Origin of the sequence: Protofrankia sp. Cj5 (assembly GCF_917627405.1) — a bacterium.
GTDB lineage: Bacteria > Actinomycetota > Actinomycetes > Frankiales > Frankiaceae > Protofrankia.
Map to the genome: position 1 here is coordinate 1 of NZ_CAKJTO010000107.1, position 15,105 is coordinate 15,105.

General features: G+C 67.9%; 14 protein-coding genes, 2 tRNA genes and 1 pseudogene. 6 read left to right on the forward strand and 11 right to left on the reverse strand.

The window, feature by feature from the left end; all coding sequences use genetic code 11:
• Positions 1-264 (forward strand): annotated as a pseudogene (locus tag MJ777_RS18765) (2-phospho-L-lactate guanylyltransferase); the annotation flags it as partial.
• A gap of 539 nt (positions 265-803) precedes the next feature.
• Complete coding sequence (locus MJ777_RS18770) at positions 804-3,014, forward strand: RNA degradosome polyphosphate kinase (RefSeq protein WP_239310350.1); 2,211 nt, start codon at positions 804-806, stop codon at positions 3,012-3,014.
• A 137-nt stretch (positions 3,015-3,151) separates the two neighbouring features.
• Here the strand turns inward: MJ777_RS18770 and MJ777_RS18775 are convergent, their stop codons facing one another.
• The 3 genes from MJ777_RS18775 to leuC form a co-directional block, all read right to left on the reverse strand.
• Complete coding sequence (locus MJ777_RS18775; RefSeq protein ID WP_239310351.1) at positions 3,152-3,436, reverse strand: HU family DNA-binding protein; 285 nt, start codon at positions 3,434-3,436, stop codon at positions 3,152-3,154.
• A gap of 280 nt (positions 3,437-3,716) precedes the next feature.
• Complete coding sequence (gene leuD / locus MJ777_RS18780; RefSeq protein ID WP_239377303.1) at positions 3,717-4,304, reverse strand: 3-isopropylmalate dehydratase small subunit; 588 nt, start codon at positions 4,302-4,304, stop codon at positions 3,717-3,719.
• Between the two features lie 98 nt (positions 4,305-4,402).
• Positions 4,403-5,800, reverse strand: a complete 1,398-nt coding sequence (gene leuC / locus MJ777_RS18785; RefSeq protein ID WP_239310352.1) for a 3-isopropylmalate dehydratase large subunit — start codon at positions 5,798-5,800, stop codon at positions 4,403-4,405.
• A 150-nt stretch (positions 5,801-5,950) separates the two neighbouring features.
• Between leuC and MJ777_RS18790 the strand changes: the two genes are divergently transcribed.
• A complete protein-coding gene (locus MJ777_RS18790; protein WP_239310353.1) occupies positions 5,951-6,703 on the forward strand; it encodes an IclR family transcriptional regulator in 753 nt (250 codons plus the stop codon).
• A gap of 176 nt (positions 6,704-6,879) precedes the next feature.
• On the opposite strand, the gene MJ777_RS18795 is transcribed toward MJ777_RS18790, so the two are convergent.
• Together MJ777_RS18795 and MJ777_RS23215 are read right to left on the reverse strand one after the other, a co-directional pair.
• Positions 6,880-8,142 carry a hypothetical protein gene (locus tag MJ777_RS18795; protein WP_239347698.1) on the reverse strand — a complete coding sequence of 421 codons (1,263 nt, stop codon included), beginning with the start codon at positions 8,140-8,142 and terminating at the stop codon, positions 6,880-6,882.
• 277 nt (positions 8,143-8,419) lie between these two features.
• Positions 8,420-8,596, reverse strand: a complete 177-nt coding sequence (locus MJ777_RS23215; protein ID WP_239310355.1) for a helix-turn-helix domain-containing protein — start codon at positions 8,594-8,596, stop codon at positions 8,420-8,422.
• A 292-nt stretch (positions 8,597-8,888) separates the two neighbouring features.
• Between MJ777_RS23215 and MJ777_RS18805 the strand changes: the two genes are divergently transcribed.
• A complete protein-coding gene (locus MJ777_RS18805; RefSeq protein WP_239377300.1) occupies positions 8,889-9,602 on the forward strand; it encodes a PASTA domain-containing protein in 714 nt (237 codons plus the stop codon).
• On the opposite strand, the gene MJ777_RS18810 is transcribed toward MJ777_RS18805, so the two are convergent.
• Positions 9,603-11,234 (reverse strand): HAMP domain-containing sensor histidine kinase, encoded by a 1,632-nt coding sequence (locus MJ777_RS18810; protein WP_239310357.1) that lies wholly within the window; start codon positions 11,232-11,234, stop codon positions 9,603-9,605. It lies immediately after the preceding gene.
• Between the two features lie 78 nt (positions 11,235-11,312).
• On the opposite strand from MJ777_RS18810, the gene MJ777_RS18815 reads away from it, so the two are divergent.
• Positions 11,313-11,729, forward strand: a complete 417-nt coding sequence (locus MJ777_RS18815) for a hypothetical protein (RefSeq protein WP_239377301.1) — start codon at positions 11,313-11,315, stop codon at positions 11,727-11,729.
• Positions 11,730-11,977: 248 nt separating this feature from the next.
• Here the strand turns inward: MJ777_RS18815 and MJ777_RS18820 are convergent.
• The 3 genes from MJ777_RS18820 to MJ777_RS18830 all read right to left on the reverse strand — a co-directional run bounded on the left by MJ777_RS18820 (position 11,978) and on the right by MJ777_RS18830 (position 13,070).
• Positions 11,978-12,050: transfer RNA gene (locus MJ777_RS18820), tRNA-Glu, on the reverse strand.
• A 51-nt stretch (positions 12,051-12,101) separates the two neighbouring features.
• Positions 12,102-12,173: transfer RNA gene (locus tag MJ777_RS18825), tRNA-Gln, on the reverse strand.
• A gap of 120 nt (positions 12,174-12,293) precedes the next feature.
• Positions 12,294-13,070, reverse strand: a complete 777-nt coding sequence (locus MJ777_RS18830; protein ID WP_239310358.1) for a fumarylacetoacetate hydrolase family protein — start codon at positions 13,068-13,070, stop codon at positions 12,294-12,296.
• Between the two features lie 107 nt (positions 13,071-13,177).
• On the opposite strand from MJ777_RS18830, the gene MJ777_RS18835 reads away from it, so the two are divergent.
• Complete coding sequence (locus MJ777_RS18835) at positions 13,178-13,435, forward strand: hypothetical protein (RefSeq protein WP_239310359.1); 258 nt, start codon at positions 13,178-13,180, stop codon at positions 13,433-13,435.
• Positions 13,436-13,477: 42 nt separating this feature from the next.
• Here MJ777_RS18835 and MJ777_RS18840 read toward each other — a convergent pair whose 3' ends face one another.
• Both MJ777_RS18840 and MJ777_RS18845 read right to left on the reverse strand, forming a co-directional pair.
• Positions 13,478-14,416 carry an alpha/beta hydrolase fold domain-containing protein gene (locus MJ777_RS18840; RefSeq protein WP_239347715.1) on the reverse strand — a complete coding sequence of 313 codons (939 nt, stop codon included), beginning with the start codon at positions 14,414-14,416 and terminating at the stop codon, positions 13,478-13,480.
• A 341-nt stretch (positions 14,417-14,757) separates the two neighbouring features.
• On the reverse strand, positions 14,758-15,105 hold a 348-nt coding region (locus tag MJ777_RS18845; protein WP_239377302.1), incomplete at its 5' end, for a tetratricopeptide repeat protein.

Consider the following 15,105-nt stretch of genomic DNA (forward strand, 5'->3'; position numbering starts at 1 on the left):
GCGCCGGCCCGCGGTCGGGCCATGGTCGCGGATGCGGACGGCACCGGTACGGTCATGCTCGCCGCCGCGCCCGGAACGCCGCTCGCGCCCCGCTTCGGCCCGGCAAGCCGGGCGGCGCACATCAGTTCAGGAGCCCGGGATCTGACCGGGTCGCTCGGCCGGTCCGTACCCGGTCTGCGACGTGATGTGGACACGCTCGCGGACCTGCGGGAAGCAATGAGCCTCGGCGTCGGCCCGCGGACACACGACATCCTGAAACCGTGAAACCAGCCGCTCCCTGGCCGGGCCCGGTCCGCCCGCCCAGGCCAGCTGAAGCCCCGGCGGGCTGGTTCGGCTCGATGCGGGTGTGCGCGGCGCCCGCACCAGACACGTCCCGGGCGAGCCGCGGTACAACCGTGTCGCGTCTCACCATCGTGGCCGGTACGCCGCCGACGGTGCGCTCCCGGGCAGCTATGCCCGCCGGCTCCGACACAGTGCGGTGATACGCCTGTAATACCTGGTCGCCATGTCTGTACGGCGGAACCATGACGAGCCTGTGCACCGGCTGCCGGGCCGGAGCGCCGCAGGCGTGGCTGAACCGCCGACGGATACGGTGAGTAACCAACCTCGCCGCAATGCCCGCTGGCTCTAGATTCACACGCACCGGCTGTCCGGATGTTTCCGCCATGCTGCGGCATCCAGCCAGAGGCATTTCGTGACCGTTACACGTGATGTTCACCGACAGGTCGTCCCGGACGTGTCGTACCGGTCCCTGTCGCTGCTCACATCTGCCGCCATGACCGGAGACTGGCACCATCGAGGGCATGACCGAGCTGGTGGTGAACCGATCCGAACAGCCGCAGCGCAAACCACGGAGCGCACTGCTTGAGCCACTGGAAGCACCCCGGCCGCTGATCCCGTCCGACCTTCCCAACGACCGTTTCATCAACCGTGAGAAGTCCTGGTTGGACTTCAACGCCCGTGTGTTGGCACTCGCCGAGGATCCGGCCACCCCGCTGCTCGAGCGGGCCAAGTTTCTGGCCATCTTCGCCAGCAACCTGGACGAGTTCTACATGGTCCGGGTCGCGGGCCTGATGCGCCGCGAAGCGACCCGCCTCGCCGCGCTCTCCGCTGACGGCCTCACCTCCCGCGAGCAGCTCGAGCTGATCAGCACGTCAGCGGCCGAGCTCTACGAACGTCACTCCCGGTGCTTCAGCGAGGTGGTGGCACCCGCGCTGGCGGAGACCGGCATCACGACCCGGCTGTGGAACGATCTGACCGAGGTCCAGAAGGAGCGCCTGCACCGGTACTTCAACGAGCAGGTCTTCCCCGTGCTGACCCCGCTCGCGGTCGACCCGGCGCACCCGTTCCCCTACATCAGCGGGTTGTCGCTCAACCTCGCGGTCACGGTACGCAGCCCAGGCGGGGACAACGAGCGGTTCGCGCGGGTGAAGGTCCCGCAGAACGTACCGCGGCTGATCCGCGTCGCCCCGGACGGCGCGCCGCACGGCGGCAGGCAGCTCGGCCCGCGAGGAGCGGAGTCCGACGACCACACGGTCTGCTTCATCCCGCTGGAAGAGGTGATCGCCGCCCACCTCTCGCAGCTCTTCCCCGGTATGGAGGTGGTGGACGCGCACCTGTTCCGGGTGACGCGCAACGCCGATCTCGAAGTCGAGGAGGACGAGGCCGAGGACCTGCTACAGGCGCTCGAGCGCGAGCTGGCGCGCAGACGGTTCGGCCCGGCCGTACGTCTTGAGGTCGCCGACGACATCGACGACGACCTGCTGGACCTGCTCATGCGGGAGCTGGAGGTCACCAACCGCGAGGTCATGCGGGTTCACGGGCTCATCGACCTGTCGGTCCTGTGGGCGCTCTACGACCTCGACCGTCCCGAGCTGAAAGACATCCCGCACGTGCGGCGGACCCACCCGCGGCTCGCCGCCTCCGAGGGAGAGCAGACCGATTTCTTCGCGGCGCTGCGTGAGGGTGACGTGCTCATCCACCATCCCTACGACTCGTTCACCACCTCGGTACAGCGCTTCATCGAACAGGCCGCGGCCGACCCGCATGTCCTTGCGATCAAGCAGACGCTCTACCGGACGTCGGGTGACTCCCCCATCGTCGACGCGCTGGTCAGCGCGGCCGAGGCAGGCAAACAGGTCGTCGTCCTGGTGGAGATCAAGGCCAGGTTCGACGAGACCGCGAACATCCGGTGGGCACGAGAGCTGGAGAGGGCCGGCTGTCATGTCGTGTACGGACTGATCGGCCTGAAAACACACTGCAAGACCTGTCTGGTGGTCCGTCAGGAACGCGGCGGGCTGCGCCGGTACTGCCACGTCGGCACCGGCAACTACAACCCGAAGACGGCACGGCTGTACGAGGACCTCGGCCTGCTCACCGCCGACCCCGACGTCGGCGCCGACCTCACCGACCTGTTCAACGTGCTGACCGGCTACAGCCGCCAGACCGAGTACCGCTCACTGCTGGTGGCGCCCCAGCACATGCGGGACGGCATCATCGAACGTATCGAGCGGGAAGCCGAGGCGGCCCGCCAAGGCCAGACGTCCGGGATCCGCATCAAGGTCAACAGCCTTGTCGACGAAGAGATCATCGATGCGCTCTACCGGGCGTCACGCGACGGTGTGCCGGTGAAGTGCTTCGTCCGGGGGATCTGTGGGCTACGGCCCGGCATCCCGGGCCTGTCCGAAACCGTCCACGTCCGATCGATCCTGGGCCGCTTCCTGGAGCACAGCCGGGTCCTGGAGTTCACCTCGCTCCAGGAGTGCTGGATCGGCAGCGCGGACATGATGCATCGCAACCTCGACCGTCGCATCGAGGCGCTGGTGCGGGTGGGCCGGCCGTTTCAGCAACCGCTCCGGGCCATGCTCGACCACGCCTTCTCCGAAAGCGTGGCAGCCTGGATCCTGCGCCCGGACGGGACCTGGTATCGACAGTCGACCAGCCCGGACGGCGAACCGCTGTCGGACTATCAGACCGACCTGATGAGCCCGTCCCTACGCCTGGCGCACAACTGACCGGCACGTGTGCCGACGGCCAGCACCGCGCCAGCACCGCGCCAGCACCGCGCCAGCACCGCGCCAGCACCGCGCCAGCACCGCGCCGACCGTGAGTGCCCTGGCGGACCCACGGTCGGCACCCGCCTACGAGTTACTTACTCCTCGCTCGCGGACACGCTGGCCTTGAACTCCGAACCCGGCCTGAACTTCGGCACGACCGAGGCCGCGACCTGTACCGGCTCTCCTGTGGCCGGGTTGCGGCCGGTACGGGCGGCCCGCTCGACACGCTCGAAGACGCCGAACCCGGTGATGGTGACCTTCTCACCAGCGGACACGGCTTCCTGAATTGCCTCGAACACGGCATCGACGGCTTTGGTCGCGTTCGATCGCCCGCCCTCGATCTGTTGGGCGATACGATCAACCAACTGGGACTTGTTCACAACAACCTCCGGACGCCCCCCGCGGGCGCGGGGTTAGGGAGCAGATCGGGCATCACACTGCGCTGCACCGTAGGCATGTCCACCGGTTAGGGCAATTCCCCTGCGCGTGTCGCGCAACACAAACCCGCACGTCAACGACTCTTCTAGATCATCTGACGGCACCGGGAGGATGGTGGACGATCCCGCGATCAGCCATGTTTGTAACATTCAGTAACCATCACCGCTCCCGCAGCGTATTGATCATTTCAATCCGCACCGCCGGAGGCCGATATGGAGCCCGCTACGAAGTCACCGGCAGCCACCCGGGGCGGGCGGCCTCGAAGGCCGCGATGCCCTCCTGTCGCCGCAGGGTCAGGCCGACGTCGTCCAGCCCCTCCATGAGACGCCAGCGAGTGAAGTCGTCGATCTCAAAACCCGCGACGAGCCCGGGTGCCCGCACCTCACGCGTGGCCAGGTCAACGGTGATCTGGACGCCAGGATCGGCTTCGACCTGATCAGCGAGCGCCTCGATCGTCACCGTCGGCAGTCCAACCGGTAGCAAGCCGTTACCAAGCGCATTGCCGCGGAAGATGTCCGCGAAGCGGGCCGAAATCACGACTTTGAAGCCGTAGTCCTGCAGTGCCCACACAGCGTGTTCGCGGGACGACCCGGTGCCGAAGTCCGGGCCAGCGAGCAGGATCGTCGCGCCGATGTACGCCGGATCGTTCAGAACGAAGCCCGGATCGGCCCGCCACTGCGAGAACAGGCCGGCGCCGAACCCGGTACGCTCGATGCGCTTGAGCCAGTCACTGGGGATGATCTGGTCGGTGTCGACGTCGCTGCGCCGCAGCGGCACCGCTCGACCGGTGTGCGTGGTGAACGCCTCCATCACGAATGCACCCTTTCGTCGTGTCGTGGTTGGGCCCGCGTCGGCGATTGGCGCGTGTTTCGAAAGCCATCTGCCCGGCTCGCCGCGGAGCTCAGCGGTCAAAGATCCGCGGGCGCGGTCAGCCGCCCGGTGACGGCGGTCGCGGCGGCGACGGCGGGCGAGACCAGATGAGTGCGCCCGCCGGGGCCTTGGCGTCCTTCGAAGTTGCGGTTGGACGTGGACGCGCTGCGCTCGCCCGGCCGCAGGGTGTCCGGGTTCATTCCCAGGCACATCGAGCAGCCCGCGCTGCGCCACTGCGCTCCCGCCGCGCGAAAGACCTCGTCCAGCCCTTCAGCCTCGGCTTGCGCCTTCACCACCATCGAACCGGGGACGACCAGCACCCGCAGCCCGTCAGCCACCCGGCGACCGCGCAGGACGTCCGCGGCGGCCCGCAGGTCCTCGATGCGGCCGTTCGTGCAGGACCCGATGAACACCGTGTCGATGGTGATGTCACGCAGGGGGGTGCCGGGGGTGAGCGCCATGTAGGCCAGTGCCCGCTCAGCCGAGGCGCGGGCAGCTGGATCGGCGTAGTCGGCCGGGGCGGGAACCCTGGCCGACAGCGGCGCGCCCTGCCCGGGGTTGGTGCCCCAGGTGACGAACGGGCTCAGCCCGGTCGCGTCGAGCACCACCTCGCGGTCGAACAGCGCATCATCATCGGTGGCCAGGGTCCGCCAGTAGGCGAGTGCGGCGTCCCAGGCCGCTCCCACCGGGGCGTGCGGGCGGCCCCGAAGATGGGCGAAGGTCACCTCGTCGGGAGCGATCATGCCAGCACGCGCGCCCGCTTCGATGGACATGTTGCAGACCGTCATACGGCCTTCCATGGACAGCCCGCGGATGGCCTCACCACGGTATTCGATCACATGCCCCTGGCCGCCGCCGGTACCGATCCGAGCGATGATCGCGAGAATCAGGTCCTTGGCGGTGACCCCGGCGGGCAGCGGCCCGTCCACCGTGACCGCCATGGTCTTCGGCGGGTGCTGTGGCAGCGTCTGGGTGGCCAGCACGTGCTCGACCTGGCTCGTGCCGATGCCGAAGGCGAGCGCACCGAACGCGCCGTGGGTAGCTGTGTGGCTGTCTCCACAGACGATCGTCATACCCGGCTGGGTGAGCCCCAGCTGCGGACCGACCACGTGGACGATTCCCTGGCCCGGGTCGTTCATCGGGTACAGCCGGACACCGAAGTCGGCGCAGTTCTTGCGCAAGGCCTCGACTTGGGCCGCCGACACCGGGTCCGCGATCGGGCGCAGCGTGTCGGTGGTCGGGACGTTGTGGTCCTCGGTCGCGAGAGTCAGCTCCGGCCGGCGGATGCTCCGGCCGGCGAGCCGGAGCGCCTCGAAGGCCTGCGGGCTGGTCACCTCGTGCACGAGATGCAGGTCGATGTAGAGCAGGTCGGGCTCGTCGTCGACACGCCGGACGACGTGAGCGTCCCAGACCTTCTCCGCGAGTGTGCGCCCCATAGCCCACTCCTTCAGGTGGCTTTCTCGGATCCGCCCGGCAGTGGCGGCCGGGCGGTGAACGTTGCGATGATGAACGTTGCGATGCAAATCACTGATTGCGACCATCCCGAATACCGTGCTTCCCACTATCTGAGATGGCAATATCAGCCTGTGGAACAGCTTAGCGGAGTCGGTGTTCTTGACAAGGCTGCCGCCGTGCTGAGCGCGGTGGAGGCGGGCCCGGTGTCCCTCGGTGAACTGGTCACCCGGACCGGGCTCAGCCGGGCGACCGCGCACCGGCTCGCTGCCGCGCTCGAGGTGCACAGGCTGGTCGGGCGGGATCCGCACGGCCGCTTCGTTCCCGGCCCGCGGTTGGCCGCCGGTGGCGCGCTGCCGCTGCCCTGGGCGCTGGTGGACGCGGCCGCCCCGGTCCTGGCGGAGCTGCGCGACGCCACCGGCGAGAGCAGCCAGCTCTACGTGCGGCGCCGAGACGTACGGGTGTGCGTGGCCGCGGCCGAACGCGCCAGCGGCCTGCGTGACACCGTCCCCGTGGGGTCCACGCTGCCGATGACCGCCGGATCGGGAGCACAGGTGCTGCTGGCCTTCACCGATGCCACCGGCGCCGACGCGAGCGCCCTTCCCGTTGGTGCGCTCCTTCCCGGCGCGGCGGCATTTGACGCGTCCGTGCTGGAACGGGTGCGACGGCATGGCTGGGCCGAGAGTGTCGGCGAGCGCGAACCAGGACTCGCGTCGGTGTCAGCGCCGGTCCGTGACGGCGGCAAGGTGGTCGCGGCGCTGTCGTTGTCCGGCCCGGTCGAGCGCCTGACCCGCTCCCCCGGCCGCCGCCACGGCACCGCCATCGTTACCGCCGCCGAGCTGTTGACCGCGCGCCTACAGCAGAAATCCGCCCAGCCGTCATCATGAGCCGTACCTTCGCGCGGAGCAGAAAGATCACGGCTGTCACCAGGTCTGCGCGCGGCGTGGCCCAGGGCGGAAAGGCAGATGAACTGCCTCTCGAACCGAGAGCTACCACCCGCCCGCGTGAAACATCCCTTCTCCGACATCCGGGGAGCTGCCCGAAAGTACGGTCTCTACCGCGATCAGGTGATCGTGAGGGTGATGATGGGTCTTTCCCGGGTACAGTTCTGTCCGTCGATCGCCTTCGCCTGGATCTTGTGCTGCCCCGGAGTCAAATAGATGTAACGCGGTGAGTTGTCTCTGCCGATTCCGCCATCGGCTCGGACCGTGATGAGCTGGTCGAAGGCGCCGCTGGCGTCGAGCGTGGCCCGCTGGGAGATGACCGCGTGATCGAAGACCAAACTGATCTGGGTGTTCTCCTGGCATGGCAGCCAGCCGGTGCCGCTGAGATGGAAGGACTGCCCAACATTTGCTTGGGAGGGGCCGAACAACTGCGGTGTGGTTACAGGCGCTGGCGGCGAGGCGGTGGGCCGGCGTGGAGGACCGGGACTCGTCATGGTGGCCACGGGGCCTGGCTCCGGGGGCAGCGTGTCAGTCCTGCTACTGGCCGGCAGGGAGGGTGGCGCAGGACGGTGGAAGGCAGCCTGCGTAGCAGGGCCTGCGACCGGGGCGGTGGCCCTGTTCCCAGCTGCGTTGGGGACCGTTGCCGCCGAGCTCTCGCCTTGGGCAGGGACAAGGATTACCGCCGCGACAATGGATACGATGGCGATCACACCGGTGGCCACGAAGGCGTAGAACCGCCATACTTCATTTGTCGGTGGCTTCTCCCGGGCGGCGGTCGCCGGCCGGGAGGCTGTGATTCCGGGAAGATGAATCCAGGCACGGGACCGGAACGTCTTGACCACGACGTCGACCTCGGTGAACGTCTCGGGCCGGATGCTCCCGTAGCCGTCGCGGACGGCCCCGCGGTGCACCCGTTCGGAGACGATGACGGCCATATTGGCCTCGGGTTCGTCGCGCAGCGCCTGCCGCAGGGGCTCGGCCTCGACCAGGCGGCATGCCTCGATCACGTCATGGCCGGCCCAACCGGAACTCTCGGCCAGCACCTCGCCGTCGTGGATCGCCAGCCGCAACCGCATCCGCGCTGGTTCGCTGTGCAGCCTTCGATCATGCCGCAGCGCCACCTCGAGCCGGTCGACGAATGGATCGAGCAGCCGGACGATGGGCACGTTGGGCGGGATCACAATCAGCAGCCCGTCGCCGCGGTCAGCCACGCTGACCACGGCGTCAGCCCATTCCCGCCACGGCAGCCCCGACTCGGCGAACGCCAGGTTGAGCACCTCACGCAACCGTTGCCGCAGGTTCTTCTGCGTGTGGCTGTCGCGGGAACTCCAGCTTTCGATGTCAGCCACCATGATGCGGCGCGATACAGGTTCGTCCGGCATGTGGGACGGCCCTCCTTCAGGGCCGTATCGGTGGACACGGCCCTCATCAATGGCGGATTCTCGATGTGAAGCTCGCGCCATCAGATCGGTATCTGATCGGCGGTGGGCACAGGCCACGATGGTGCGAGCGGCTTCGCCGCCTGTCGCCTGCCGTAGCCGTCGTCCCTAACCGTCGTAGTGGTCCGCTGGTGCCCGTTCGACGCCATCCGTCACATTTGACGAGACATTGTGTCTCCATAGGAGAACGCGCGCAACACGCCAGCCTCCACAAGGACGATCATCCCGCCCCTTTTTTGATCACTCCACGGGAGCGGAGATTTTTCAGATCGCGGCCGACCGGCTCCCGGGACGCACCGATCGCCACCGCGAGATCGTGCTGGGGCAGCCGCAGCGTGATGGCGACACCACCGCCGGGCTGGGCCTGCCGGTGCCGGTGCCGGTGCGCAAGTTCCATGAGGTGGCGGGCCAGCCGGACGCCAAGCGGTCCGCGGGACTCAACTGGCCGTCAGTGCTGTGATCGCTGCCACTTGCGGACACGTGTTCCCCTCCATCACGTGATGGGTGACGCAGAGTACCCCACTTGCTGCGCCACAAGGATGCGGCGGGTATCCGTCATCACGTTCCGTCCACCTATAGTGCCGGAAAGCGGCCCTGCCCAGCCGTGCGGCCGCAGGCACCACATAAAGTCCGCTCAATCAGCGGATATATGCCCGATAAAGGGAAATACGGGCGGCACGGAGGCCGAATTGCGGAGGCTGGGTTCCCGGTATGTCCCGCGCGAACCGCTCGGGCGCGGCACACGGACAAGGCACGGCGGCGGACTGCTGGTGGCGGGTGTCGCGGCGGTGATGCTCATGGGCCTCGGCTCATGGCTGCTCGCCACCGGCCTCAGCCGGGATGGCCGTGCCCCCGCCGGGCAGCGGTCCGTCAGGCAGCGATCTGTGCCGAGCGCCGCGGTGACGGTTTCGGTGGCTGCCTCGGTGACCGCCTCGGTGACGGCAGCAGCCGGTTCCATCGCTGTGGCCGAGCCCCCTTCCCCAGCGGACCCGCCGACGATGCCGGTACCGGACGTGCGCAACATGCTGCTGGCCGACGCCTCCACAACACTGCGCAAGGCCGGCTTCACCAACATCCCATACCGGTATGACTGCTACCGGTCACCCAACATCAACAACGTGGTGAGCCAGGAGCCGTCCCCCGGCAGCCGGCTCACCATGACCTCTCCGGTGAGCCTCACGCTGCAGGCCGCCGATTGCGCGGCCGTGCCCATGGTCGTGGGAATGATGTTACGTGACGCCACCAACACGCTGCGGCAGACCGGATTCACCTATATCTCGTACTCCTACGAGTGCCTGAAATCGATCAATGCCGCCACCGTGGTCATCCAGTCGCCGCCCGAGGACACCAGTTACAGCGTGGAACAATTTGTGACTCTCAGATTACAAAAAACCAACTGTTGATCACATGGAACGATCGATCGGTAGTGACCGGCTCGGCCAGACCCCCGCGGTCCGAAGTCCCTGTCGTGCGTCCCCGTCCAGGGCGCGCGGCACGGGCAACGGCGCGGGCGGGCTGTCCAGTACCGTCCGGCCGCCGCCAGCGCCACCGAGTGCCGCCGCCCGACCGCTGAAACCCGCCTGATCGCTCGGTGCGGGCTGGGACACGGCAGCGGACGGCCGGGGCGCCGCGGCCCACATGTCGACCTCAACGATGATCTCCCCGTCCTCGGAGTTCATGCGCAGTCGTCCGCCGTGGACCTCGACCAGCCGCCGGACCACGTACAGGCCCATACCGGCGCCGTCGGTCTCCCGGGTCGCTGTCCCGTCCCGCTGCGTGAACGGCTCGAAAAGCTGCCGGATCGTGGCCGGATCAAGATCGGGGCCAGGATTGCGGACCCGCAGGACCACCTCGTCGCCGACCCGACCGGCGATGAGCCGCACGGGCGCTCCGGGCCACGAGTGCACCAGGGCGTTGTCGACGAGGTTGGCGACCACCTGGTGCAATGCCTGGCGGGCCATTCGCACGGGCAGCCGGGGCGGTAGGTCGACGCTGACGTTCGCCGCGGTGGTCGGCGAGTAGGCCAGTGTCGCGAGCACATCCTTCACGACCTCGGGAAGGTCCGCGACCGTGTTTTCCTCGGTACCGTTACCCGTGGCGGTTGCCGCGGTGAGCATGTTCTCCAGCAACCGGGACAGCCGGTCGGAGTAGGTGACGGCCGAGTCGAGCATGTCGTCGAGCTGTGCCGCGGACATCCGGTCCCGCCGCCTTTTGATCGTGAGCAGAGTGCCGCGGATACCGGTCAGCGGCGTCCGGAACTCGTGCGAGACCGTAGCGACAAGATCGCTGCGGATGCGGTCGGTCTCTTCGAGGCGGGCCATCAGGCTCTGCTGGCCCTCGTAGAGCTGCGCCCGATAGTGCTCGACCCGGCGGCGGGACTGCTCGCTGAAGTACCAGAAGATCACCTGGGCGCCCGCCAGCGCACAGATGAACGCGGCACTGATCGCGGCGAAGGTCCATGGGGAGCCTGCGTGGCGGTAGGAGATGACCTGGTCGCCAACGGCGCCGTTGGCGAGGAAGACGAACGCGATTGCCAGCAGGTAGACCGCCCAATCCTCATAGAGGGCTATCAGCGCCACGACCACGAAGAAGTGGAAGTGCAGTTCGGGCTGTCCCCGCAAGATGTGGACCAGCACCACGGAGCTGCACAGCAGGCCGAGGCTGGTAGCGAGCGCGCGCAGGCGGCGCACACCCGGCAGGACGGCCGCGCCGAGCAGCAGCGCCGCCGGGCAGGCCGACAGCAGCCCCTGCCAGACGCCGAACTCCCCGTACGCGGCGCAGCCGACGATGATCGGCAGATGGACGGCGAGGATCCAGACCAGCAGCCGGTGGCGGGCAACCCAGTCCTCGGTGGGCAGGCCGCGCCCATGCGGCATCCAGCCCCAGGTCCGCCCGCTGAGCTTCTCGGCGGGAAGGATGAGGTCAGCGACGGGTCGATGGCCGGGTGAGGTCCGCTCGGCACGGCGGAGCCGGCCGGCGCGCGCACTGCCATGGCGACGCCGCGCCCGGTCGGGAACAGGGGCCACGGAGGACATCCCGGTCATCCTCTACCGATCGGCGCCAGGCGCACCATGGCCGGCAAGGATGGTGTGACATGGCAAGCAGACCCACCCATGACTAGACCATCTTTACCAGCCGGTAACAGGCTCAACGAGGCCATGGCGCCGCAGGCGGCCGCTTCGGCACCGTATGGTCCGCATGGTGGCCTTCGGACGGCCACCCAGGAGGAGGACACCGTGCCCCCCGTGACCTTGACCGCGACCCCCCTGACCGCCGTCGCCGCCTCCCCCGCCGACCCGGCCTGTGCCAGCCCGGCCTGTGCCGGCACAGCCGCCGCCTTCGCGCCTGTCGTCGAGCCAGGCGTCCGCGCGGACGAAGCGGTCGCGACCAACGGCCCGCGGCTGCGGCTCATCACCACCAATGACCAGCCAGCCGGAATCGTGCACGGACACGACCCGAGCTCCTGCGGGTGTCGGGAGTGCGCCATGGCGCGTCACCCCGCGTCGATGCCTCGGCTGACGGTTGTTTGATGACCGTGGGTCGGTAGGAGCGACCGGCAGTACCGCCAGCCGCGCCAAGAACAGCGCAAAGGGTCCCAGGAGCTGTTGATCCTGGGACCCTTTGCGCTGACCGGACACACGCCGCCTCGGGACTTCGGGGCCGCTTCGGGGAGACGGCCGTAGAACACCGTCCCCGACCGGTGACAGCCGGACAGACGACGAAGGGCTGGTGCCCTGGTCTGCCCAGGTCACCAGCCCTTTACCAGTGGTCTTGCCTGTAGCCCCGACCGGATTCGAACCGGCGCTACCGCCTTGAGAGGGCGGCGTCCTAGGCCACTAGACGACGGGGCCAACTGTTCTCACTTCAGGCACACTATACTTCGCAGCGCAGCAAGCCTGACGCTGGGGTACCAGGACTCGAACCTAGACTAACGGAACCAGAATCCGTTGGGCTGCCAATTACCCCATACCCCAAGGTCGCCCTTGCGGGCGAGCCCTACTGTACCGCATCCAGCCGGGGAGGCTGCCGGTGACCTGCCGCGAGCCGCCCACCGGCAGGTCACCGGCAGGTCCGGATATGATCAATTATCTGGATCAGCGGGAGGTGACCGGGTTGGTGAGGGTGCCGATCCCCTCCAGCGTGACGGCCACGGTCTGCCCGGGGCTCATCGGGCCTACCCCGGCCGGCGTTCCGGTCAGCAGGAGGTCACCGGGCAGCAGGGTCATCGCCGCGGACATGTACGCGATGAGCGACGCGACATCGTGCAGCAGCGACTTCGTCCGGGCGTCCTGCCGGAGCTCGCCGTCGAGAGTCGTGCGGACAGCCACGTCGGACGGGTCGAGATCGGTCTCGATCCATGGCCCGACCGGGCAGAAGGTGTCGTGCCCCTTGGCCCGGGTCCACTGGCCGTCGGCCCGCTGCTGGTCGCGTGCGCTGACGTCGTTGGCACAGGTGTAACCGAGAACGACCTCCAGCGCCCGCGCCACCGGGACGTCCCGGCACAGCCGCCCGATGACGATCGCGAGCTCACCCTCGTAGTCGACATGATCGCTGTCAGGAGGAAGCACGATCGGGTCGCCCGGACCGATCACGCTCGTCGACGGTTTCAGGAAAAGCAGCGGGTTCGCCGGGGCGGTATCGCCCATCTCCCGGACGTGGTCGGCGTAGTTCTTGCCGACACACAGCACTTTGCTGGGAAGCACCGGCGCGAGTAACCGCACGCCGCCGAGCGGGTGCCGCGCGCCGGTGAAGCTGAACGCGCCGAAGGGATGGGGGGTGATCGTGGCCACCGTGGCCTCGCCCCGCTCCACCTCTCCCTCGACCACCCCGAAGGCCGGTTCCGTCCCGTCGGTGAACCTGGCGATACGCACCCGTTGACGTTACAGGCAACCTCCGGTCACATGTGTCCCAGCGCACGTCACGGACCTCGTGGATAGGCTTTCCGCGCGTTCGGAGATCTCAGCCAGGGAGGAGCCAGGTGAGCGAGACCACACCCGTCTACGATGTCGGCGCGCCGGAACCGAAGCCCATCGACGAGGAGCTGAGCGTGCAGCTCGGCCATCTCGCCGAGGACGCGATCCTGCGCGGCAAGCCCAACGGCAGCGAGCGGTGCGACAACTGTCTGTACTACCTTGACACCGACAGGGACATCACCTACTGCTGGCACCCGAAGCTGCGCATCCTGGTCGGCGGCGACTGGTGGTGCCAGTGGTGGGAGGAGATCCCGGCGGACTGACGGCACACGCGACACCCACCGTAACGCCCTGAAAAAATACGATCAGATTTGCGCGGGCTGCGGAGCGGGGTACAGCGCACGGCGCAGGACGTCATGGATCTCCCGCGCCTGGCGCTTGAAGACGGCCGCGGAACGCTCCAGGCTCGCCCCGTGGAACGTCCCCGGGAACTGGTGCAGCTCGACCGAGACGCCCGCCCGCAGCAGCGCCAGGGCGTAGTCGATCCCCTCGTCGCGCAGCGGGTCGAACTCGGCGGCCGAGACGTACGCGGGGGGCAGGCCGACGAGGTCGGTGGCTCGGGCCGGCGCCGCGTACGGCGACACGTCGTCACCGAACGCGGCGTCACCGAGCGTGACATCGCCGGGTTTGGCGCCACCAGGCGTGGCGTCATCGGAGCGGCCCAGGTAACGCTGCCAGCTCCGCACGGCGTTCGGCCGGCTCCACAAGGGCGTGTCAGCAAAATCGATCATGGATGGAGTGGCCAGCCGGTCGTCCAGTTCGGGCGCTGCCAGGAGCTGATAGCACAGGGAGGGGCCGCCACGATCTCGGGCGAGCAACGCGAGCCCTGCCGCGAGCCCCCCGCCGGCGCTCGCGCCGCCGACGGCTACCCTGCCGCGGTCGACACCGAGGACCTCCGCGTGCTCAACCAGCCACCGCAGGGTGGCGTAGCAGTCCTCAAGCCCCGCCGGGAACGGGTTCTCCGGAGCCAGTCGATACTCCGGTGACACCACTATGACCTTGGCTTCGGCACAGATCCACGCCGCGTTCGGATGCGTCGCCCCCGCGTCGCCCCCGGCGCAACCGTCGCCATCGATGCCACCGCCGTTGATCCACAACATGGCCGGCCACGGCTCACCGGACTCGTTTGGCCGGTAGATGCGGACCGTGACATCAGGCGATCCCAGTGGGCCGGGGACCACCCAGTCCTCACATGTCACTTTCGGCGGCAACGACACCACGGTGGCGAGCTCGGGATCCACCACGACTCCTCATATCCGGGGCGAAACAGGCCTTGACCAGCACTTCCACCGCGAATGAGTGTTCCCTGCAAAGAGGCATCTGTCATCTGATGCTGCCTGGATCGACCCGCTGGGCCACCAGAAGCACTCTGGATCTTCCAGCGTCAACCGGTCGCCTCCGGGAAGAGCCCCTACTTTATGGTCGCTGGACGGGGTGGAAATGTCACCCCAAGCGGCTATCATGAACATATGTTCGAATTATGCGATGGATGCCTCAGCCCCCCGACAGGGCCGAGCCGGAGGGCCGCCGCCGTTCTCAGGCGTGGCCGCACCGGGCGTCCGTATCCGCCCGGCCGTCATGCTGATCATTGTTCGCCACGTCGCCCGAACGGCCAACGCCGTCGACGGCGGCCCGACCGATCATTATGGTTCACGTTTTGTGAAGGGTCGACCCCAAGGCCGACATCGAGATCGATACCGATGCGCCGTGCGATCTCCACCGCCTCGCTCAGCATCACCTGGCCACGCTCGTGTTCGCCCATGCCAGAGAGAAGCCCACCAAGCTGGCGAAGTGAAATCATGACGTCCCGTTGCTTACCGGCGTTCACCGGATCGGCCTCGGCCAGGCGCAGGGCAATCGCCAGATCTTGTTCGTAATACCCACGAGCCTCATCAGTATCTCCCAATCTCACAGTAAGATCAGCAAGCTTGTT

Bases quoted from the DNA above. Each gene is read 5' to 3' on its own strand.
- MJ777_RS18770 (WP_239310350.1), top strand. From the start codon at position 804: ATGACCGAGCTGGTGGTGAACCGATCCGAACAGCCGCAGCGCAAACCA.
- leuD (WP_239377303.1), bottom strand. From the start codon at position 4,304: ATGGAGGCGTTCACCACGCACACCGGTCGAGCGGTGCCGCTGCGGCGC.
- leuC (WP_239310352.1), bottom strand. From the start codon at position 5,800: ATGGGGCGCACACTCGCGGAGAAGGTCTGGGACGCTCACGTCGTCCGG.
- MJ777_RS18795 (WP_239347698.1), bottom strand. From the start codon at position 8,142: ATGCCGGACGAACCTGTATCGCGCCGCATCATGGTGGCTGACATCGAA.
- MJ777_RS23215 (WP_239310355.1), bottom strand. From the start codon at position 8,596: ATGGAACTTGCGCACCGGCACCGGCACCGGCAGGCCCAGCCCGGCGGT.
- MJ777_RS18810 (WP_239310357.1), bottom strand. From the start codon at position 11,234: ATGTCCTCCGTGGCCCCTGTTCCCGACCGGGCGCGGCGTCGCCATGGC.
- MJ777_RS18815 (WP_239377301.1), top strand. From the start codon at position 11,313: ATGACTAGACCATCTTTACCAGCCGGTAACAGGCTCAACGAGGCCATG.